Here is a 22109-nt window from a genome sequence, read left to right as displayed (position 1 = left end):
GAGGAGTGTGGCAATTTCAAAACGTGCCATCACAAGACCTTCTGTCACTCCAATGGAGCTTTCTGCTACCTCGACCAATTGCTTTGCCTTTGGTAGTTGGGGACTTTTCATTCCCTCTACTTGGCGATAAAGGAAGAGCAGTTCTTCCGGTGTTTTTCCATTGATATCCGATGGTAGAGGTGTTTTTTCAAGCACCGCATAGGCCATCTTCCCAAAGCTTTTAAATACTTGAGTAAATTCAGGAAAAAAGCGATCGAGCCAACGAATGATCCGATTTTGAAGCGCATTTAAGTCTTCTTGTATTTTGGTACGCAATGTCGCGCCGTTGCGAAGTTCTGCTTCTACACCCGCTAAAATACGTGGATAGCTGAAGCGTCCATCGCGCATTAGACGAGCAATCACTAGTGCATCCTTTTGGTCATTTTTCGTTTGCAGGTTATCATCGAGTTCCTTCGAGCGATTGACGTGCATCGGATTCACCATCACAAAAGGAATGCCGTAGTTTGTTAAAAACGCAGCTAAGTTCATCCAGTAGTGACCTGTTGGCTCGAAACCAACAAGGATTTCCTGTTTATCATGTATCGCCTTTAACGCAAGTAATCGTTCATAAAAAGCTTCAAATCCCATGTGTGATTGAGCAATCGGAAATGATTTTTGAAGCACACGACCACGATCATCGATGGCACATGCAAAATGTTTATACTTCGCGATGTCAATACCGATGACAAGCGTATTTTCAGAAACTTGATTAATTTTTTCATTCGTATTAAAATTCATTGTTATAGAGTCCTCTCTGTAGATGTGCGAGTCAATTGTCTGTTGATACTCAAGCATCATACAAGAGGGCTTTTTTTATTTCAAGTCCCCGAAAACGTTTCTAACAGGAATGCTCCCTTATCCTAAAGATAATAATAATATATAGAATGAAGTGAAGAGAAATGATAGCCTTTGAAGGATAGCAGGGACAAGTGACAGATTAACCCTATTATCTGCATAGCCTTCAAAAAATATTTTCTATTACTTGAGATTTTTTTTAATACTATGCGTTTTTAAGATAAAGGAGTGTATTTCATGAATGAGCAGCTTATCCAAAAGGTCTTGGCTGGTGATCAACAGGCTTTTCGTTTTTTATGGTCAAACAGAATTAAAATACGTATATTTCGATAAACCAATTTCTGTAGATATTCACTGAAATTATTTGAAATCATTCCACCTTCTGAAATGGATAAACCAATTTCAGAAGGTTTTTTAGATGGTCATGCATCAGGTTAAACTAATTTATTTCACAAAATAGTATAATATAATAGTAATCAATATATTAGGATCAGCCATTAGAAACGAATTAGCCTTAAATTTATTACGCTCATCCCTATGCTCCCTTGTTTCAGTAGCAAAGTTTGCGCGCATACGATCTCCACTCACCATTGAACCTGACATAATCATAGCTACTACAATTAAGATGCAGCCAATGATTCCTGAAATGAAATAAGCTCTCTCCATACCCCATAAAAGCATTGATATAGAAACACCTATGATGGATAAAATTGTGCCAATGAAGAAATATTTCATCTAAACACCCCCATTACCTATTATACGGTTGCCTCCCATATTTTGTTTCAACGATCTACTGGAAAATTTCATCGAAAAGACGATAATAGACAATGAAGAAGATAGTATATATTTACATAAAGTGAGGTGAATATCTTTGACGATAAGCTCATTATCTAGTGAAAATTTATTGATTACTCAAAAACTATTACAAGATGTTTCTGATAACAAAAAATTAAATTTATCTGCAGAACAAAAAATTGCCTTCAAGGAAGTATTAACGGAAGCTCTTTTAGGCAATGGCATTAATACCATTTCTGACATACAAAAACAATCCATCATCAATGAACTAAAAAATTCAAATGGTCTCAATAATTATCTTAATGGTCTTAATCCTAATACATTGGGTAGCAGCAGTGTATCGAGCATTCAACAACAGATTTTTAACAGTTTAGGACTAACGAATAGCAACACCCAATCCACTTCTAATCTTTTATTGGCTGCTCTTAGTAATCCTTCTGTAGCAAGTGAAAGTGCTACCTCAAAAATTGGGAACAATACTGCGGCAAAAACAAAAGCAATGGCATCCTATCAACAACAAACTCCTATGAATTTGAGTACAAATATGGGTGCGTTGGTCTCAAGGATTGGCGACATTAGATCAGGCTTTTTTATTTAAAAGGTTATCTTCTTCTCGTTAAAGAGACGGCATAATTACCTTCCCTTTAACTCTCTTTCCATCACACTAAAAAGCAGGAATCTCTTTTTAAAAGGGGAATCCTGCTTTTTAAGTTTTGTTTTGATTGGATTTTGTGTAAGTTTCCAAAGATTGTAGTAAAGGACTGTAGGATCCTTATTTAACATATTTTAAGTACTTTTTAACAAAATCTACGATGTAATACACTTCTTCTTCGGTAATATTTAATAGATTAGAAATTCTTTGTCGTTTTGCAGTTGATTTTAATTGTTCCTTCACTTGATCGATTCTCATATATTTACACTTCCGTGGATTAACATGATCTCTTATTTGCTTGTATCGAATGTAAGCGTAGCGAGCAAGTGCATTCAGCATTTCACGCTCCTGCTCATCTCGTTGCTGATTCTTTGCAACTACATCGATTACCTCGGTATCGAATGTCCATGTACCATCTGTAAATTGCATATTACCACCTCACTTAACACTGTCATGGTCCTTAAAACCCTTTTTGATTTTCAGCATTCTTTTAACCTTCTAATTATTAAATGCATTATAAAAAGCCACATCTAGTTAGATGTGACCCCTTTTTAATTTTTAATTGTATCTTACCTGAATGATTTTTCTGTGGAGTCGAGCGGTTGGAATTGGAGCATTTTCTGGGGAGACCCGAGCAGTTTTTCTGACAACCGAGCAACTTCTGGGTTTACCTGAGCAAATTTTCTGTCGAGTCGAGCAATTTCTAGGGGGACCCGAGCAGTTTTCCTGCCAAGCCGAGCAATTTCCGGGGGGACCTGAGCGGTTTTCCTGCCAAGCCGAGCAATTTCTAGGGGGACCCGAGCGGTTTTCTGACGAGCCGAGCAATTTCTAGGGGGACCCGAGCGGTTTTCTGACGAGCCGAGCAATTTCAAGAGGGACCCGAGCAAATTTTCTGACCAGCTGAGTAATTTCTAGCTGCTAAGCCGAGTTCTTGGTTTGCCTGAGCAGTTTCCACTGACCCGAGTAACTGTTAGTATGTAACTTTAAAAGCCCTTTATTCTTTATATAATTTTTAAATCTATTTCATAGACACTTCACTATACAAATATAGTTATCAAATCATAGTAATAGTAGTGTAAAGCTAATTTAGCTTTGCACCTCCTAGTTTAGTGGTTTAGGGTCACTTTGGTTCGAGTGACCCCTTTTTTATTTTATATCGTAGATGAATAACTCCCCTCCTATCAATTGCTTAACATATTATAGATTGTAGAAAGGAGAGGTAAATTATCGGTTACTGGCAATGTGGAAATGTAGGCAGCTGGAACGATATAATTGTGGAGGCAATAACAATGGCTACAGTCTAACATTTGCAACTTTTATTTGTTAACCATTCATATTTAGCTACGAATATGAATAGGAGAATTTTAGTACCTTCATCAATGTCACAAAAAATACTCCATACAAGCATTAACTAGTCAACCTTAACTACTACAGTAAACAGGGTCACTTTTAAATGAGTGACCCTGTTTTATTGAGGACGCACCATGAGCGCTGATTATTTCCCTTCTTTTGTATTTAACCTTTGTATCTCAAGAAGCTCTGAAATCGTGACAAATTTATATCCCTGCTGTTCAAGCTCTGGTAAAACTTTTTTTAAAGCTCTTACAGTTTGATCTCGATTTCCTCCACCATCATGAAATAACACAACACTTCCCGGCTTTGCCCCTTTTAATACAGTATTGATTATCTTTTTTTCTCCTGGACTTTTCCAATCAAAAGTATCCAAATGCCATGACCACATCACCACTTTATAGCCTTCTTTGTTGATTGCGTCGATCATAGCATCCGTGTATTGTCCTTCAACTGGTCTAAATAAAACAGGGGAGTATCCTGTAATCCCATAAATAGTTGCATGCGTTTGCTTGATTTCTTTTATTAAATTAGAAACATTTGTTTTAAAGGGATGTGTATACGTATGAATGGCAAGCTCATGATTTTCATCGTGTATACGTAAAGCAAGCTCCGGATATTTTTCTGCATTTTCTCCCACAATAAAAAAAGTGGCCTTTGCATCGTATTTTGATAATAGATCTAATATTTCAGGTGTATACTTTTTATGAGGACCATCATCAAAGGTTAGGGCAATTACTTTTTCATCCGTTTTTATTTCCCACAAAATTTGTCCTGCTTCTTCGTAATACCTTCTTCCTTTGTCTGCAAAAGATTTATCATTTATCACGAATACGAATAGTGCTAAAATACATAATGATAGTAAAAGATAACTTTTCCTCAAGTTTTCACCTCCTGCAAATACTTTCTATCCCTTATTATTTGAGATTCAAACTAAAAAATGCTTTGATTTTTGTTTTATTAAATGCCTAAAATGACAATTATTAAAAACAATTCTGCATAGTGTGCTGTTAAATGGTATAGTGGTAGTTAGGAGTAGTTTTTGCAAATAAAGGTAAAACGTCTTGAAAGAAAAATCTCTAGGTATTTACTTTTTATTACTTTTAGCAATTCATATTATTTCACAAAAGGAGTACTGTAATGGCAACTATAGAGGACTTTGTTAATCTTGATATTCGAATCGGTACTGTTATCCAAGCAGAAGAACTTCCAAAAGCTAGGGTTCCTGCAATTAAAATGAACATTGATTTTGGGGAGACTTTAGGAATTAAGCAATCATCTGCACAAATTACTAAACGCTATACACCTGAAGAGATTATAGGGAAGCAAGTTGTAGCTATTGTCAATTTCCCTCCTCGTCGGGTGGCAGGCTTTAAATCTGAAGTTTTAGTAATCGGTGGCGTTCCTACAGAAGGAGATGTCATTCTCCTAGTTCCCGATCAACTTGTCCCTAATGGAACTAAAATAAGCTAAAAACAATCTCCCTTAGCAAGAATTAGTGAAAAACACCAAAAATTATCATCATTTTTCACCATAATGAGCTATAATTTATGTAAAAAGGAGCTCGTTATGGAACTAATTTTTGCACTATTACCTCTTGTAGGCATTTTTATTTTTTATCTTATTCCTGCTATTTTTATCATTTGGTTTTTAATAAAATTTATTAAAATACAGCAGGAGCAGACTGCAATCCTTAAAAGTATTTCAGATAAATTAAATAAAAATATTTAAATTGATAGAAGACTGCAGCTAAACTGGAGGAGTTTGCTAACAGTCTTTTTATATGCATAGCCTCTACCACAATAATATGGATATTAGAAAGAAGGAGTTTGTATGGGCTTTGTTTTGAGAAAGGATTTTCAAGTAGGAACTTATGATCTTGTCTTATTGATTGTAAGAATCAGTACTGGCTTTGCTGGATGGGCTCTCAATTATCATTACTTTAGACTTCGATTCAAAAACACCAACAAACCATACATAATCGTTTGTCAGTGCTTTTGAATTGCATCATGTACACAGAGCCTATTTCTTCACTTTTGAAATTGCCATGCCATCACCGATTGGCATAATAACCGACTCTAGCTGAGGATGGTTTGCTACTGTGACATTGAATTCTTGCATTAATACTGTATAGCGTTTAGGTGCCACATTCGAATCAGCCACGCTGCCAGAAGCAAGGACATTATCAGTAACAATAATCGCATCATCATTTGCAAGCTGCACACAATAATGTAAGTAATTCTTATAATTTTCTTTATCCGCATCAATAAAGAAAAAATCAAATCTTTGTTTATCTTGAACTAACTTTTTTAAGCTTTGTAAAGCAGGTCCTGTCATATAGCTCACTTGTTCACCAAACCCTGCTTTTGATACATTATTATAAGCTAACTGAGCGTATTTTTCCTCTAACTCTAAAGACATTAATGTACCCTCACAATCAAGACCTCTAGCTAAACAAATCCCACTATATCCGCCAAGCGCTCCTATTTCAAGAATACTTTTAGCTTTAGTCATGGAAACAAGTATCGTTAAAAGCTTTCCAGATGAAGGTGAAACAGAAATAGCCGGCATTCCATGTTCTGTAATAGATGAAATGACCTCCTCTAAAATAGGATCTTTCCTATTAAAGACAGTATCAATGTATTGATTAACTATTTTCATTCAGGCTATTCCCTTCCATATCAGCAGCTGGTTTTAACGAAGAATTTTCCTTTTCTTCATTAGTATCAGAATTTTCCTCTGTTTCACTTTCATGAATATCAAATAATTGGATAAATTCATTAATAACCATATCAATAGCCTTTAACTCTCCTATTAAAATAGGCTCAATGGATTGAAACTCTGGTTGTTCTAATTGTTGCTTAATCGTCGCACGCTTTAAATTCATCATTTCTAAAAATGCAATAGCTCTTCCACGACGGAATGTTTTAGGACCTCGGTGTGAAGAACCATCCCTACCTCTATGACGCTCCCCGCGATGATGCCCTTCTTTTCTAAATTCCTTATATATCTCACTTCTCATATTAACAATCTCCCTTTCCGTTGTATACATATGTATACGTTAAATCACAACTCAATTGTATACATATGTATACATATTGTCAATTATCTTTACTACTCAATATTTGGATCGAACATTTTTAATAATTTTTATATCTAAGGCAAATGGCTGAGCTAAGAGTTTTTTTACATCATATTTATAGTAGTATACCAGCGCTTTAACCTTACAAAGGCACTCCTTTCAGACGGTCACTTTCTATCTTTGAAGGTGACCCTTTATGTTCGAATTCCAAAATAAAAAGACGTCATTTAGACGCCTTTAATGTCTTATCTATTTCCTCAATTAACCTATCAACATGTTCCTTTGTTATGTTTATTACATATAATTGTGTCGTTTCTCCAGTTTCATATAATTTTTTATGCATAGGATATTTGATTGCAATTGAAATATCTTTCTCCATAACAATCACCTCTTAAAAGATATATTCGACATAAAGTATAATTCACCTTCTATAAAAAGGAAAATATACGCTCCATTTTACTCTTTTTATAGCCATAAAACAACAGTTATAGGAGAGTATCATATTGAATTATAGGAAGTTTAATTGGGAATAAATTTTCTAAACTATAGGGCATCAGCTAATCTTTATTATACTACCCTAGAAAATGACCGCTCCGTTTGAAGGCACAGCTAAAATCCTTTTATGCTTCAAATATACTTGGCAAAAAACCTTCCATGAATAAAAAACATTATAGTAACACCCATTCTTGTGAAATATTAGTACGCAATTCCAACACGAGCTTTAAAATAATCAGTATTTTGGATTTGTTGGTAAGTAAATTCTGCCGTATCTGCTACAGATATCTCTGTCCCACCCTCAGGTAAAAAGCTTTGTTCGATCCGATAGTGACCAGTATACGCTCCATCAGGTAAATAGGTAGGGCAAACAATTGTCCAATCCAACTCTGATTGTTTCAATATTTCAAAGACCTGATGATGCTCCTGAGCGGAGAACGTAGTTGTTCGTCTTGATTCACTTGACTGGTAGCGTAATAAATTTGGATGCAGACGACTCTGTAAAATTCCAGCAGTTCCAACTGTTATAATTCGTTTAACATTTTCTTTTTTCATAACGTCAAGAATTACAGGTATACTTTTCGTTAGTGTGGTCGTCCCATCTGTACTTAAGGCACTGATGACAATATCTATATCTATCATAGCCTCTTCGATTATGTGTTTGTCAGTGACATCCCCTTTAATAATATGTAAATTTTCATGACATAAATTTAGCTTATTTGGCGTGCGAACTACAGCTGTCACATGGTGATTATCTCGTAACGCAAGTGAAACTACATGACTGCCTACACGGCCTGTTGCCCCAAACACTAAAATTCTCACAATACTCACCTCTTCAATCGATTATAACATACAATTATTTCACTATTTTTTACACAATAAGGATATATAATTCATTTTTAAAGCTTTTTCACCCTATCTTTGTATATTCATATCTACCAGTCGAACATTAACGATAAAGTTATGAAGATTATTATTTTTTGCAATACTATTTACAATATATTGAATTTCGCTTTCTGTACTCTTATCAATTTCATCAATGTTATGTAGGTGGATAGTCATTACTTGATTTGTTGGGGATTCGATTAAATAACCAATCGTACTATCTGGAGAATAGCCTGCTGCTCTAAGCGCGACAATCGTTTTTTTTGTAAAATCGGAGGCTTGTAACTTGTCACCAATTTCTTCAGCATAAACTGTAGTGGGAGGAGTTTGAATGGTAGGTACGTATAAGGGTTGTTTAGTTTCAAGCAGTACCAAACTAATGAAAATGATGAAAAATAAAATTGAAATACTTTTTATTAATCCTTTCATCAATTCTCTCCATTCCATCGATTATTACCCTAGTCATAATCTTTATTGAAAAAACAATCTATTTACTACAAAAGGATTTTAAGAGTAACTGTCATGATCACCTATAAATTGCCAGGCTACACATAAAGCTGCCTGGCAGATTCTTTATCGAAAAAGCTTTCTTGAACGGTTTTTTACAATTACTTTGACAACAGGTTCTAGTTTTCCAATAGATGTATCTCCTAAATAATCCACATCTATTACGATAGCGCGTGGCTCAAAGCGTTGGATGCTCTCAATAAGACGTGCCGTATTACGTCTTTTGACAAGCTGGAAAGGTGTAAAAGAACTTGATCTAAAATCAAATTCTCTTGAAAATGGGCAAGAAATTACGAAAGTAGATAAGATTAAAGCTACATTTTGTAAAATTTCTTCAACGCCTGTAGCACTGAAGTCAATATTACTTGCAGCGGTTACTTGATGTGTCATTCTATCAACCTTTCTTCTGCGATGCATACTATTATTCTGAAAAAAGAGCACTTAAATATGTATGCTAACTGCTCAAAAGATATGAACGATGTATCTTTTCTCTTTAAACTGTACCCTTCACCATTTTCCTTTAAACTCTTACCACATGCTAATGAATACACTGTTGCTAGCTTTCTACCTTACGAAAGCATAGTAGACAACATACAACCAGCTTAAACAGCCGTGTATAATAGCCCACAGTATTGAATGATTGACACTCCAAGAAATTGTAATAGCCAGAACAGAGCCAAATCCAATTCCGTTTTTCACAACTGTTTTATTTTCCAATTTTAGCACCTTCCTTGTTTTATTATTTTCTAACATATGACGCCTCATCATCTTTCCTCCTTTAGTAATTTTATAATAACTAACGTATGCACCTGCTATTTATCCACACATTTGATAAAGCAAAGGGAGGGGACCAACTTAAAATTCACTATTTAATTGGTCAGCTCTGTTGGAATTTCTTTGGTAAATGGTGAAGGAACATCAGGTTTATTATTTGGCATATCCAGAGGGAAACTAATGGTACTTGAATATTTATATCAAGCTCAATTTGCGTTAAAGCAATTTGATTTTCAAACGATTCAAGACGTTAACGGTTTCCCTCCCTGCCAAATGTAACTTACAAACCTTCGACTATTGCGAAGGCTTTTTGTTTATGCGTAACTGCCATGAATACATACTTTCAATTATCAAGTTAATGTAGAGAGTGTGGGATTTATGCCAGGTAAGGACGCTGTAAGCAGGGGATGATATTATGTTTAATAAAAATCACAATGAACACGCCATTCATTTAAAATTGGGTTAAAAAAGAAATAGAAATTCCCATCATCCACAATATTAAAATATGCCTTTTCGTCTGAGGCAATCTGTAGGACAAATGGATAGTCCCCGCCATAATCATGACCGCTTTGGCAAAATGCTGGATAGCCACCTATTTTATGAACAGCGTAAATTTCCTCCACAATATCATCAAAGTAATCTAGCTCTTCATCGTTTTCGAGCCTTAAAATTTCATCCTCCACATCACAAGGGATACCTCCCCCATCCCATGCTGGATAATCATTTACTATTAGCTTAGGCATAAGAGGAAATGCGCGAATATGGTCATGCTGCCAATTTCGCTGTATCAAACCCTCTAATGATGTATAGGCTCTAATTTCAAAAAATCGACTAAGATCAGCCTCTATTAAATGATGAAATATTTCCTCGTGGATAAATACAGTCAATAGCTCTATTGATTGTAGTGATTCTGGTACAAAAGGTAGCTCCTTCAAAAACAGTGTAGCAAGCGGCTGAAACTCTTTAGGTCTCTGTTCCTCAGGTAGTGACCATCCTACAAAGCCAATCCAGCTTTCAAGAAGGGCATGGGTAGGGCGAATACCACCTGTTACAAAGATTGTTGCCTGTCTCACTAGCTGTGCCTTAATATCATCAATGTTCATCATCAGACCCCCCTGTGCGACAAAAACAATCTGTTACATGATCATTGACCATCCCTATTGCCTGCATATAGGAGTAACAAATCGTACTACCAACAAATTTAAAGCCATCCTTTTTCAATTGCTTACTCATTCTATCGCTAATCTCTGTCGTGACAGGTACTTCAGCAATAGATGACCACTCATTTACAATTGGCTGGTGATTTACAAAGTCCCAAATATAATGAGAAAATGAGCCATATCTTTCCTGTATTTTTAGAAAAGCTTGTGCATTTGAAACAACACTCGCAATTTTTAGTTTATTACGAACGATACGAGTATCCTGACGAAGCTCCTCTAGCTTGTCCTCGGTATAGAGAATGATTTTTGAAGCATTGAATTGGTCAAAAGCAGCTCGATATCCCTTTCTTTTTTGAAGAATGGTCCACCAGCTAAGTCCAGCCTGAGCCCCTTCTAGACATAGCATCTCGAATAAATGCTGATCATCATAGACAGGAACACCCCATTCCTTGTCATGATACTCTACGTATAGAGGCTCCTCTAGCTTTACCCATTCACATCTTTTCATTTATAGTCCCCCCATTTTTCTATGTATCATTTAACGCCTATTATACAAAGACATCCTTTACGCGCATTTTCAATAATTTGAATCCTTTGAAACCCTACACATTCGAATAGCTGTTCAATTTCTGATTTTGTTTTATAGGCTTTCATATGATAATTAATTTTATAGAGCTCTGACATAATAATAAATTTTCCACCATGCTTTAATACTCTAAAGACTTCCTTCACATCATTTGCTAAATCTGGCCAAAAATAATGTGTTTGGAAGGCTGTAATCGTATCAAAAAACTGATCTGTGTATGGAATGTTTGAAACACTTGCTTGCTTAACAATGACCTTACCATTTGTCACATCCATTTTATTAGTTTTTATGGAGTCCTTGATAGCCTGCTCAGAAAAATCTATACCGTAGATTTTACCACTTGGATTAATCTTCGATAAAGTTTGAAGTGTTTTTCCACCTCCACACCCAATATCTAAGATCGTATCACCATCATATACATCACCATGCTTAATCAACCATGTATTCATACCACTATGTGCAAGATTCATAATGCGTAACATTACTGACCCTACAAATCCATTTGGCTTCTTAGCTTGTTCAATCAAGCGTTGTAAAAGTGTCAATTTCAACTTCCTCTCTCCCTAAAATCCGTTGTGACGTGCAGATTAAGACATCTTTTTTCGCTAACTTCAATAATGCAGCCGCTTTGCTTTTATCCGTGGCTCCCCCCACTGCATCATCTACAACAATTACCTTAAAGTTCCTTGCTAATGCTCCGTTAACCGTTGCATTGACACAGCCTTCAACAAACACACCCGTTACGATTAATTCATTAATTTTTTGTTGGGAGAGGTAAGTTGCTAAATCTGGATTACTAAACGCATCCGCTTTATTTTTTGAAAAATATGCACCATCCACCATGACTAATCTTTCATCAAATTCAGCCCCTTTCGTTCCTTTCAAAGCAGTGAATTTTCGGAAAAGGTTCGAGATTTGTGTTTGTTCAAATTCATTTCTAATATAGACAATTGGAATTCCTTGCTCTCGCGCCTTTTGGATGAGAACATTAATGCAACTTATGGTAGACTGCATTTGCTGCTTTGCTATAGGCAGTCTGGCTTGATCACTTATGTAATCGTTTTGAATATCTAGTATCAGCAAGGCTTTTTTCAAGTTCTATCCCCCTTACGTTTTATAACGCTTACTATCTTTACGTTTTAAAAAAATAATTAGTTTCATTATTTACCATTTCAATATCACGGCAGGCTATGATTTACAATAGCTGGTGTATAAATAGTGATATTATATTGGTCGAACTATTCAATAGAGGTACGAAACTGCTAATTGTATTGGAAAATGCAGCGGTATCAAGGCTTTACAAAGGGTAATTGCATTATTTTGCTTTATAAAAAAATAAGGTCACCTATAATGAAATGACCTTATTTTGAGGTTAATATTTATCTGTGATTACTCCAATTGAGGAGGCTTTTATAAAATCAAGATTCTTCAGATTCGTTAATGTCTTCTTATTACCAGTGACAACTGCCCCATAGATAACAAGGTCATTCACAGACAGCCCATCAACACCACCAATTTCTTTTTCCAATCGTTTATATTCATCTTTTAAACTTGATGATTGCCTTGCCCCACTTGATATAGCTTGGACAAATAGCTTTGCTGGGTTCTCTGCTACATCACCGTTCGCGTTTAAAAGGGAGAAACCATATACATCTTGTTCTGAACGAAACACATTGTAACTATCTATAACCTTTCCATTTTGTTCAATTTTGCCAGTATGATCGTCTGCTTCATTCACATCTTTAACCCATAGCCAAGTAGTACTCACATCTTTCGGCAGTTTCGCAAGTGCTTCCCGCATTGAATAACCTTTATCAAAAGATAAAGCAACTTCCATTACTTTTTGATCATTAATTTCGGGTAACAACTCTAAATCATTTTGCGTCTTTTGATAATTTATAAATGGATAGAAAAACAACATTTCACGCTGTCCAAATTCATTATAACGTAGAGAATTTAAATCTTGTTCACTGTTTCTCATTCCAAATGTTAGATGAGATTTAGCTCCTTCATATAACACCTCGTTTCGTAAAAAACCGTAGCCCAATGCGTCATCTCCAGTGAGAACAACCTTTCCTTCAATGTATTTAATTGTTTTATAATGCATTTCACCGCCTAAAATGCCAGGGTAATTCCTGATTGATCCAATAAATTCATTTGCACCTTTCACTTGATGCAAGGTGTAAAAGGAATTTTGAGCGTGACTTTGTAAAAATCTAGTAATTGCGTCATTAGCTATTTTCCCACCAAACAATGTCACAACCATTACGACAAACGTGATGATAATCGTTTTCCATGTTGCGCAACGTTGGGCTTTTTTCATTGTTTTTTTCATCTGTTCTGTATCAAAAAGATTGTCCATCTTCTAACATCTCCCACTGTTTTTTAAATGCTTTACGTGCTCGCTGTAAATAAGTTTTTACATGCGACTCACTCACCACTAGAATCGCAGCGATTTCTTTATAGGACAATTCCATATCGTATTTCATTAAAAGTAATTGCTGAAATGCTGGCTGTAGCCCCTGCAAGGCTTCATTAATCTTTGCATTTTGCTCTTTTTGTAAATAATGTTGTTCTGCATCATCCAATGCAATTTTTAATTTTTCGATTTCATTGTCACCGATTAATGTTGCGCGTTTTTGCTTGTTATACAACGTATAGTAACGATTAAGGGCAACCTTGAATAGCCAAGCTCGTAAATTATCATGTCGAATTGTAGACAAACACTCAATCGTTTTAATAATTGCCTCTTGTACAACGTCCTCTGCATCTTCTTTTGTAGCCCCTATTTTTATCAAATATTTGAAAACGACTTCTGCATGCGCAAGCAATAGACGCTCCCACTCTTTATTCATACTTCACCAACTTTTTTGGATATCCATTTCGTAGTTAACTCATCTATATAACCATTCAACCCCTAAAATGTATACAGTTAATTGGGATTAAAAGAAAAAAATCACAAGTGCTAGTTAAAAACACTTGTGATTGTTAAATTGAAAGACTATTAAATTCAAATATGTTGATTTCAATCAATAAATCAAGCCGAAGTCAAATTTCTCGTTCCTTCGACATTTTTTAATTTAGATATGTATTGTTTGAAATATTTCGTTCACGCTCATCTATGACTAGATGAATAATAAATGCCAGTTGTTGCTCAATTCGCATATTGTTAAGCTGTAGAATTTCAGCAATTGCACTTTTTTGATTCTCTTCTAACTCTGCCTTCTCTAGCATTAACATAATTTCTTCTTTCGAAAGCCCAAACATGCTCTTTCACCCCTAATTTACGCATAAATTTATTATTCCAAAATCATTATTATCTTTACAAACACAATGTTAAATGAACCGTTTTTACTAATTATAGGCTAAAACATGGAAATTAATCAATCCAAATTCTACATTTTCTTAATAATATTATTACTTTCTTCAAAAAATATTATTATTTTTAAAAATAACTTTCCTTTTAGGAATTGGAATAATTCTTTTCCTCGATTAATTCTCTTACACTACTAATTATAAAAATAATATACCTTTTTGTCGAATTTTGTGAATCTGCGTCATTTTGATAATTAAGAAACCGTTTACAATTTTAATTCCTCTATATTTTATCTATCCCGTTCAATAGTCATCTATTTAAAAAAGCTGTCGACGATTTTTTAAAAAGAACAGTAAAGGTACTTAATTTTACCCTCTTTTTTACCAGTCAAAATCAAGCAGAGATTTTCAATTTCGCCACTGTATTTTCACCACTTTGTTTCATGTCATAAAAAAAGTAATTTCAACAATAGTGAAACTACTTATCCTACTCATTTATTCGGTTATTATATTGTTTTTTTAATATTATTTTGTTGAAGTATTAAAGTTACTTGTTGCAATACCTCAATCGGTATTTGCAGCTTTTCATTGAGACTGTGCAAATTTATTGATTCTGCTTGATTGATTTGGTTCACCATTTGCTTCATTTTATCGTTAACATTTGCAGATATAGAAATGATTTTAGATGTGTCATCACTCTTCCACATAGTTCCTCTAGTTGTACCTTGAATAAATAATTGACTCTTCTCTTGCACGATAGCTGGTATCTTCACAGTCGTCAGATCAATACTCTCCATCTCCAGCATTGATTGATTAGACAACGCTAAAAATGTACGTTCCATTTCATCAACCGAACAATGTTTAATACGCCCCATCGACTTATCTGACCAAATGAGTGCATAGGGGCTTTGCTTACCGTTGTTTTTGAATGCACTATTGGCAATCTCAAAAATAGCCTTGATACATGTGATTGCGTGACCGATAATAGCGTCAAATGTACACCTATCTGCAAATAAACGAGCATTATTAATATAAAGATGATGTCCCTCAAGCTCCAGAATGGTCGTATGATGAAGCATTATTTTTGCGTGGTCATTACCAAAAATACCACCTGCTTTCCCATATTGAAGGACAGACTGATTGAGCTTTAGGTAACTAGCATCGACGATAAAATGAAATTGCTGATGGTCCTGGATCATACATTCTGACATAGATACATTTGCTTCATTTACAATTGTGACACCGGTTGTCTGTCCCTTCATCACACTGCATTTACAAATCTCTGCCTTACTGTTTTCAATGATTAGCTGTGACTTATAATGTTCATGGACCTTGCAATCAAACAGTTTTGCGTTAGATTGTTCTGCGATATAAATACCATGGCCCTGTCCATCAGAAAAGATAGAATCCATAAGCCAGACCTCACTGTTATGAACAACCAAATTTGTATCCAGATGCCGCTTTATTTCACAGCCATCCATCGTTAATGTCGATTGATCGAGTAGCTGAATCCCTAAATCTTGCCCCTGATGAATAAGTGTATTTGTCATCGTCATAGTACTGGCAGCTGCAACAATTTGTGTTTGCTGATGACCATGAATTTCACAATTCACAATATCTATTTTTACATTGCGAATCGCAAAAATACCATTTGTTTGTCCTTCCAAAAGCATGCAATTGGTTAATGAAATTTCACTATTCTGCACCATAATTTGAGCCTTTGTATGGTGCTGAATTGTCGTATCCACAAGAATAACGCTTGAGCCATTATCAATGTGCAAACCATAATGATTAACTGGACCAGCTAGGATATCGACATTTTTCATCATTAGACTACCAAAGCTAACAGTCACCTGTGTTTGCACCAATTGCTGTTCAATCACACAGTTTTCCAGCTGTAAATCTCCTTTAACATAAATCCCCTGCCCTTGTGTAAAGCGTAAATTACGCATATTGGCATGTCTATTATAGCGGATAAATACACCACCTTTAATCGTCACATTTCCAACTCCATAAAGGGTCAGCCTTTTGGAAATTTCAAAGCTTTCCTCATAGATCCCATCTCGAATTTCAATAAAATCCCCTGGTTCAGCATCTCGAATCGCATCTTCAATACGCTGGTAACGATGCATAATACTTCTCTTTACAACAAGCGTCGCCATCTCCACACTCCTCTGCCGCAATCAAGCCACGATTATTATTTGCCAGACCAAATCGTTCTCATGTTTTATTATATTTATATACCCATTGAACTTCCTATTATTCAATTTTGTACAAATAATTTAGAAGTAATTCTTATGAGGTAGGTGATTGCTAATAATTTTGAGCGTACTAAAGCTATATGGTGGTTAAAACCCGAATGTTAATTCTATAGGCATAGAGGACTCTTGAACACATTTTAAGGTGGAGAAGATGGTGTTATTTCAATTAATACTCTTCATGTAGAGAGTGACAATTTATCGTACAGCAATTTACCGTTTTGCAAAAATTTCAATCCACACTCTCCATGTAGAGAGTGACGCTGATTATTTAACTCCTCCAGTAACGAAAGTTTTATTTCAATCCACACTCTCCATGTAGAGAGTGACACGAAGCATCAATTCCTTTTAACACACGTTCATGATTTCAATCCACACTCTCCATGTAGAGAGTGACTGATTACATGGTTTGGACGTGTATCACTAAAATATTTCAATCCACACTCTCCATGTAGAGAGTGACATATATCACCCCTAAAGATTTATTTAATTAATCATTTCAATCCACACTCTCCATGTAGAGAGTGACCAATCCTTCTTGTTCTAGCCATTTACCAAATTCGTATTTCAATCCACACTCTCCATGTAGAGAGTGACGTGATTACGTTTTCTTTAGCACGTTAGCATGGACAGATTTCAATCCACACTCTCCATGTAGAGAGTGACACACAGTCGATGATAAAGAGGCGGTGCAATCCTTTATTTCAATCCACACTCTCCATGTAGAGAGTGACAGATGCTGAAATAGACCGTATCAAACGTTGGCAAATTTCAATCCACACTCTCCATGTAGAGAGTGACAAGCATTGGATATTCATTCTCCATCACGTATTTTCATTTCAATCCACACTCTCCATGTAGAGAGTGACACATTACGCGACACAATCGCGGCAATTCCACAAACATTTCAATCCACACTCTCCATGTAGAGAGTGACGGACCACATAGCAGCACACTATTATGATTTAACAATTTCAATCCACATGGTCTTCTGTCAAGAAAGTGGACATAAAAAAGTGAGAGCTTTAAAGCTACCGCACTGCGTTTGGTGGGCGATGGAAACGGTTTTGAGATTAACTTGCGTGTTTCTGTAACGTCAAGCGTTCAAATTGGTTCGGTGAACGATAGCCAAGGGTCGAATGTCTTCTACGTTCATTATAAAAATTTGAAATATAGCCGTTTATCGCTTTGAAGGCTGCTTTCTTTGTTTGGAATTTTTGACGATAAATCATTTCTTTTTTTATGGTCGCATGAAACGATTCGATGCAGGCATTGTCATACGGATCACCTTTTTTACTCATGCTAATTTGGCAACCATGCTTTTTTAAAAATCCGATATATTCCGTTGAACAGTATTGCGCCCCTCGGTCTGAATGATGAATGAGTCCTTTTTTTGGTCGGCGTATTAAGAACGCTTTTTTCAAAGCTATTAACACTAAATCTACTTTCATATGATCGGCCATTTCCCACGCTACAATTTTACGAGAATACAGATCCATAATACTCGCTAAATACACCCATCCCTCCAACGTTCGGATATAGGTAATATCAGCGACCCATACTTGATCTGGTTCTTCCACATAAAACATGCGTTTCAGTATATTAGGATACACCAGTGCGTCATGACTTGAATCTGTTGTCGTCACATAGCTTCTTGGTCGTGTTGCGCATAGTTCCAGTACCCGCATGATGTTTGCCACTGTTTTTTGTGAAAGAGGATAGCCCCATCCCAACAAATCTTTATGTACACGCGGGCTGCCATACGTACCATAACTTTCATGAAACGATTGTTTTATTTTTTGTGTGACTTTCATTTTATATTCTTCTTTTTCAGTTATCGGTGCAGCCTGTTTTGCCAACCATTTATAATAGCCACTCGTCGATACCTTTAGAACACGGCACATCTTTACAATCGAAAACTCCCGTTTATGCGCTTCAATAAATTCAAACACTACTGCGGGTTTTTGGCAAAGATGTGCATCGCCTTTTTTAGAATGGCATTCTCCTCTTCTAAGTCACGAAGTTTCTTTTCATAAATCGCTTCTAACTTCTTTAGCTCCGAAGGGGTTATATATTTCACGTCACCATTTTCTTGCTTTTTTCCATCACGATACTTTTTTACCCAGCGATGAATAGAAGATTCCCCAATCCCTAATTCATATGATAAATCTGTTACTTTTCGATTTTCTTCTACTACTAATTTCACAACATAATCACGATATTCTTGCGTTATTTTTTTAGTCATTCGGTACACGTCCTTTAAAATAGTTATTTCTATAATAGCTACTCTCAGTTTTCCGTGTCCACTTTTTATACTAACCTCAACACTCTCCATGTAGAGAGTGACGAAAACCAAGTTTGCGCGCTTCTGGATTATGATATTTCAATCAACACTCTCCATGTAGAGAGTGACGTACACCCATTTATGACCATCGCGTTCATTCTTTATTTCAATCCACACTCTCCATGTAGAGAGTGACAAGAGCAGCATAAGCAAAAAATAAAGATGTCATATTTCAATCCACACTCTCCATGTAGAGAGTGACAAGCACGTCATCATAAAATTCATCACCACGAATGTATTTCAATCCACACTCTCCATGTAGAGAGTGACGTACAACAATGATTGTCAATAAAGATGGGTCTGCTATTTCAATCCACACTCTCAATACAGAGAGTGACTATGTAATTGAAACTGGTACTAATCCTGCAACCGATTTCAATCCACACTCTCAATACAGAGAGTGACAAAAAGAAAGAACCTCGCCCCTCAAACCACCTACATTTCAATCCACACTCTCAATACAGAGAGTGACGCTTTCGTATGTGATACTGCGCCCAAATTCATTATTTCAATCCACACTCTCAATACAGAGAGTGACTCCACCCTGTTCATCCCCCTACCGCTTCTAAGTAGTATTTCAATCCACACTCTCAATACAGAGAGTGACGTTAAGTGCAGCACCATCTAAATTACCAAACATCGATTTCAATCCACACTCTCAATACAGAGAGTGACGAGATTGCAAAAATTGAAAAAGACAAGGCTACTATTTCAATCCACACTCTCAATACAGAGAGTGACTTTAAATAGATTGGCTTCAAATTGGTCACGTACTATTTCAATCCACACTCTCAATACAGAGAGTGACGATTTAAAGCAATCTGTAAGTAATGGTAAAGTAATTTCAATCCACACTCTCAATACAGAGAGTGACGGAACACAATATGACACGTGATGAGGTTAAAAAATTTCAATCCACACTCTCAATACAGAGAGTGACCCTTCCACAGATTTTAGGTATGTGTCGATTTCACCATTTCAATCCACACTCTCAATACAGAGAGTGACGGTGCTTGTTGCTTACTAAATCAAACAATCGCCAATATTTCAATCCACACTCTCAATACAGAGAGTGACTCTATTGCGAGTGACATTGTGGCTTGCTGTGATATTTCAATCCACACTCTCAATACAGAGAGTGACGTACCAAAAATAGTGACCACCTGGTGGTTCATCATTTCAATCCACACTCTCAATACAGAGAGTGACCAAAAGCGTCACCACCCATAACGTCATTGCTACTATTTCAATCCACACTCTCAATACAGAGAGTGACTCAACTGCTATCCTATCAGGTGATTTTAATGATATTTCAATCCACACTCTCAATACAGAGAGTGACTAGTTCGGCAATCATCTGTAGACCTACCCAATAAATTTCAATCCACACTCTCAATACAGAGAGTGACCTCGGTTAATCACTCGAATCACCCCAACTAACTTATTTCAATCCACACTCTCAATACAGAGAGTGACGTTACTGCAAAATATGGAACGTAGTATCCATACTCATTTCAATCCACACTCTCAATACAGAGAGTGACGATTGTGGTTCACTCCAAACCCATAAATTAGGAATTTCAATCCACACTCTCAATACAGAGAGTGACAAAAAGGCATACCCTGATAACGCCAATGTGGCAATTTCAATCCACACTCTCAATACAGAGAGTGACCTAATGCCTCATATACCTCGTCATTTTCATCAAAATTTCAATCCACACTCTCAATACAGAGAGTGACAATCATTGTTATTCTTCATCATCTCTAACATAAATATTTCAATCCACACTCTCAATACAGAGAGTGACAGCAAAATTTAATGTAATATTAACAAACATATCATTTACTTAATTTAATTAAATTTATTATAGGTAATAAGAATTGTGATTTTAAAAATAAAACATATATAATCCATTAAATTTCGGTGCGAATCTCTCTATATAAATATGTTTACTTGCTATTCGCACCTCTCCATACTATAACAAAATATCATACGTTAAATTTAATTTAGTTAGTATTTTATATTTAATTAGTATTATATATCCAAAATTTACATATCTCTAATATATTTTACATTCCAGTACATCTGTTGAAAAAATAAAACCAGCAATAACCGATTATTTCGGTGTTGCTGGTTTAGTCCGATTATTATTTTTTCCGTTTCACAAATAAAAAGCCCATTATGACAGCTACTAGAACAAGAATAGCTGCGATCCATATATTGTTTGATGAAGTTTCGTTTGACTCATTTGTAGATTGCTGCTGGTCAATAGGTGTAGCGTTTTCCGATTGTACTTGTGTCTTACTCGTAGCTTGTGCTGGCGAACTAATTTGGATGTACTGAAGGGTAGGTGTGTTGGCAGACTGTCCTTCATGATGGTTGTCGCCTTGATCATGCCCATGTTGATGACTACCACCTGTAGTTAAAATCGATTTTTCTACTGTTTGGCCTACCCAGCTTTTTGCGTCTGTTGAATCTGCGAAAATACGTGGATGCCCTGAAAGCATATAGGTTGTGCCTTTGATGACTACTCCTGTCTCATCGCCTGTCACGACATCTTCAATTGTTCCAGTTGGTCCTTCAGAAAAGCCTCCCATTTGAATTAATGAGTGTCCACCCATATCAACATCAAGATGATCTGTTAAAAAAGAAATATACTCTTCTTTCGTTAAAGTTGCATCTGGTTTTTCCAGCTCTAGTTTATGATGAAATAAGGCTGTATTTATTTCTTTATACGTAATGTCACCCTCCAACGAAGACACGTAGTCCTCATTTTTGGCTGCTTGTGCTAGCTCATCAACAGTAGCGCCTTCAAGTCCAAAGAAACCGCCTACCCAGCCAGCAAAATCTTTACGTGATAAATTTCCTGTTGGATTTAGATTCATATCTTTGCCATTATAGCCCAGTAATCCAATGCTATGAAGCACCATGATTTCCTGTATCGTTGGAGCAGTTTCTGATACATCCGCATAGAGCGTACTTTTATCCATAGTATGGGCGTAGGCTACTGGTGCCATAAACAATGTGCTCATTAGTATTAATAGTAAATATTTTCTCAAAATGATTCC

General features: G+C 35.9%; 25 protein-coding genes, 1 pseudogene and 2 CRISPR repeat arrays. Of the genes and pseudogenes, 4 read left to right on the top strand and 22 right to left on the bottom strand.

Annotation, left to right across the window (positions count from 1 at the left end; all coding sequences use genetic code 11):
• Positions 1–777, bottom strand: a 777-nt coding sequence (locus ACQKIM_RS02215) for an IS110 family transposase (RefSeq protein ID WP_427538381.1), incomplete at its 3' end; no start/stop codon positions are given.
• Between the two features lie 501 nt (positions 778–1278).
• Positions 1279–1569: a DUF5316 domain-containing protein gene (locus ACQKIM_RS02210; protein ID WP_427538378.1), complete on the bottom strand. Its 291-nt coding sequence runs from the start codon at positions 1567–1569 to the stop codon at positions 1279–1281.
• A 136-nt stretch (positions 1570–1705) separates the two neighbouring features.
• Here ACQKIM_RS02210 and ACQKIM_RS02205 point away from each other — a divergent pair, with 136 nt between their 5' ends.
• Positions 1706–2227 (top strand): hypothetical protein, encoded by a 522-nt coding sequence (locus ACQKIM_RS02205; protein WP_427538375.1) that lies wholly within the window; start codon positions 1706–1708, stop codon positions 2225–2227.
• Positions 2228–2401: 174 nt separating this feature from the next.
• On the opposite strand, the gene ACQKIM_RS02200 is transcribed toward ACQKIM_RS02205, so the two are convergent.
• Together ACQKIM_RS02200 and ACQKIM_RS02195 are read right to left on the bottom strand one after the other, a co-directional pair.
• Positions 2402–2710, bottom strand: a complete 309-nt coding sequence (locus ACQKIM_RS02200) for a hypothetical protein (protein ID WP_427538372.1) — start codon at positions 2708–2710, stop codon at positions 2402–2404.
• A 1066-nt stretch (positions 2711–3776) separates the two neighbouring features.
• Positions 3777–4514: a polysaccharide deacetylase family protein gene (locus tag ACQKIM_RS02195; protein WP_427538369.1), complete on the bottom strand. Its 738-nt coding sequence runs from the start codon at positions 4512–4514 to the stop codon at positions 3777–3779.
• Between the two features lie 257 nt (positions 4515–4771).
• On the opposite strand from ACQKIM_RS02195, the gene csaA reads away from it, so the two are divergent.
• Complete coding sequence (gene csaA / locus ACQKIM_RS02190; RefSeq protein ID WP_427538366.1) at positions 4772–5104, top strand: chaperone CsaA; 333 nt, start codon at positions 4772–4774, stop codon at positions 5102–5104.
• Positions 5105–5200: 96 nt separating this feature from the next.
• Complete coding sequence (locus tag ACQKIM_RS02185; protein ID WP_427538363.1) at positions 5201–5362, top strand: hypothetical protein; 162 nt, start codon at positions 5201–5203, stop codon at positions 5360–5362.
• Between the two features lie 291 nt (positions 5363–5653).
• On the opposite strand, the gene ACQKIM_RS02180 is transcribed toward ACQKIM_RS02185, so the two are convergent.
• From ACQKIM_RS02180 to ACQKIM_RS02150, 7 genes are all read right to left on the bottom strand, one after another.
• Positions 5654–6292: an O-methyltransferase gene (locus ACQKIM_RS02180; RefSeq protein WP_427538360.1), complete on the bottom strand. Its 639-nt coding sequence runs from the start codon at positions 6290–6292 to the stop codon at positions 5654–5656.
• Positions 6279–6653: a hypothetical protein gene (locus tag ACQKIM_RS02175; protein ID WP_427538357.1), complete on the bottom strand. Its 375-nt coding sequence runs from the start codon at positions 6651–6653 to the stop codon at positions 6279–6281. Before ACQKIM_RS02175 ends, ACQKIM_RS02180 begins: the two co-directional genes overlap by 14 nt.
• A gap of 283 nt (positions 6654–6936) precedes the next feature.
• The gene (locus tag ACQKIM_RS02170; RefSeq protein ID WP_427538354.1) at positions 6937–7092 is read right to left on the bottom strand and encodes a hypothetical protein; all 156 of its coding nucleotides are present in this window, start codon (positions 7090–7092) and stop codon (positions 6937–6939) included.
• A 317-nt stretch (positions 7093–7409) separates the two neighbouring features.
• Positions 7410–8030 (bottom strand): NAD(P)-dependent oxidoreductase, encoded by a 621-nt coding sequence (locus tag ACQKIM_RS02165; RefSeq protein WP_427538351.1) that lies wholly within the window; start codon positions 8028–8030, stop codon positions 7410–7412.
• Between the two features lie 93 nt (positions 8031–8123).
• Positions 8124–8540: a hypothetical protein gene (locus ACQKIM_RS02160; protein ID WP_427538348.1), complete on the bottom strand. Its 417-nt coding sequence runs from the start codon at positions 8538–8540 to the stop codon at positions 8124–8126.
• 126 nt (positions 8541–8666) lie between these two features.
• Positions 8667–8990 carry a hypothetical protein gene (locus tag ACQKIM_RS02155; RefSeq protein ID WP_427538345.1) on the bottom strand — a complete coding sequence of 108 codons (324 nt, stop codon included), beginning with the start codon at positions 8988–8990 and terminating at the stop codon, positions 8667–8669.
• A 174-nt stretch (positions 8991–9164) separates the two neighbouring features.
• The gene (locus ACQKIM_RS02150) at positions 9165–9365 is read right to left on the bottom strand and encodes a hypothetical protein (protein ID WP_427538342.1); all 201 of its coding nucleotides are present in this window, start codon (positions 9363–9365) and stop codon (positions 9165–9167) included.
• Between the two features lie 38 nt (positions 9366–9403).
• Between ACQKIM_RS02150 and ACQKIM_RS02145 the strand changes: the two are divergent.
• Positions 9404–9653 (top strand): annotated as a pseudogene (locus tag ACQKIM_RS02145) (hypothetical protein).
• A gap of 140 nt (positions 9654–9793) precedes the next feature.
• Here ACQKIM_RS02145 and ACQKIM_RS02140 read toward each other — a convergent pair.
• The 11 genes from ACQKIM_RS02140 to ACQKIM_RS02090 form a co-directional block, all read right to left on the bottom strand.
• Complete coding sequence (locus tag ACQKIM_RS02140) at positions 9794–10480, bottom strand: DUF1963 domain-containing protein (protein ID WP_427538339.1); 687 nt, start codon at positions 10478–10480, stop codon at positions 9794–9796.
• Entirely contained in the window at positions 10467–11042 is a 576-nt protein-coding gene (locus tag ACQKIM_RS02135) for a DNA-3-methyladenine glycosylase I (RefSeq protein ID WP_427538336.1), read from the bottom strand. The genes ACQKIM_RS02140 and ACQKIM_RS02135 overlap by 14 nt, the downstream gene beginning before the upstream one ends.
• A gap of 26 nt (positions 11043–11068) precedes the next feature.
• Positions 11069–11665, bottom strand: a complete 597-nt coding sequence (locus tag ACQKIM_RS02130) for a class I SAM-dependent methyltransferase (protein ID WP_427538411.1) — start codon at positions 11663–11665, stop codon at positions 11069–11071.
• Positions 11640–12215: a cysteine hydrolase family protein gene (locus ACQKIM_RS02125; protein ID WP_427538334.1), complete on the bottom strand. Its 576-nt coding sequence runs from the start codon at positions 12213–12215 to the stop codon at positions 11640–11642. Before ACQKIM_RS02125 ends, ACQKIM_RS02130 begins: the two co-directional genes overlap by 26 nt.
• Before the next feature lie 277 nt (positions 12216–12492).
• Positions 12493–13482: an anti sigma factor C-terminal domain-containing protein gene (locus ACQKIM_RS02120; protein WP_427538331.1), complete on the bottom strand. Its 990-nt coding sequence runs from the start codon at positions 13480–13482 to the stop codon at positions 12493–12495.
• Positions 13466–13975, bottom strand: a complete 510-nt coding sequence (locus tag ACQKIM_RS02115) for an RNA polymerase sigma factor (RefSeq protein WP_427538328.1) — start codon at positions 13973–13975, stop codon at positions 13466–13468. The genes ACQKIM_RS02120 and ACQKIM_RS02115 overlap by 17 nt, the downstream gene beginning before the upstream one ends.
• 220 nt (positions 13976–14195) lie before the next feature.
• Positions 14196–14387, bottom strand: a complete 192-nt coding sequence (locus tag ACQKIM_RS02110; RefSeq protein ID WP_283872256.1) for a hypothetical protein — start codon at positions 14385–14387, stop codon at positions 14196–14198.
• A 554-nt stretch (positions 14388–14941) separates the two neighbouring features.
• Entirely contained in the window at positions 14942–16597 is a 1656-nt protein-coding gene (locus tag ACQKIM_RS02105) for a right-handed parallel beta-helix repeat-containing protein (protein WP_427538325.1), read from the bottom strand.
• A 325-nt stretch (positions 16598–16922) separates the two neighbouring features.
• A CRISPR array of direct repeats spans positions 16923–17630; the repeat unit is 33 nt.
• A 136-nt stretch (positions 17631–17766) separates the two neighbouring features.
• A complete protein-coding gene (locus tag ACQKIM_RS02100) occupies positions 17767–18645 on the bottom strand; it encodes an IS3 family transposase (RefSeq protein WP_427538322.1) in 879 nt (292 codons plus the stop codon).
• A complete protein-coding gene (locus ACQKIM_RS02095; protein WP_427538319.1) occupies positions 18645–18938 on the bottom strand; it encodes a transposase in 294 nt (97 codons plus the stop codon). The genes ACQKIM_RS02100 and ACQKIM_RS02095 overlap by 1 nt, the downstream gene beginning before the upstream one ends.
• Positions 18939–19072: 134 nt before the next feature.
• Positions 19073–20848: a CRISPR direct-repeat array (repeat unit 33 nt; unit sequence ATTTCAATCCACACTCTCAATACAGAGAGTGAC).
• Positions 20849–21188: 340 nt separating this feature from the next.
• Positions 21189–22100 (bottom strand): hypothetical protein, encoded by a 912-nt coding sequence (locus ACQKIM_RS02090; protein WP_427538316.1) that lies wholly within the window; start codon positions 22098–22100, stop codon positions 21189–21191.
• Positions 22101–22109: the final 9 nt, after the last annotated feature.

The sequence above is a fragment of the Lysinibacillus sp. NPDC047702 genome (assembly GCF_050272555.1).
In the GTDB taxonomy this organism is placed as follows: Bacteria; Bacillota; Bacilli; order Bacillales_A; family Planococcaceae; genus Lysinibacillus.
Note: the sequence above shows the minus strand (reverse complement) of the source record. Positions and strands in the feature narration are given on the sequence as shown.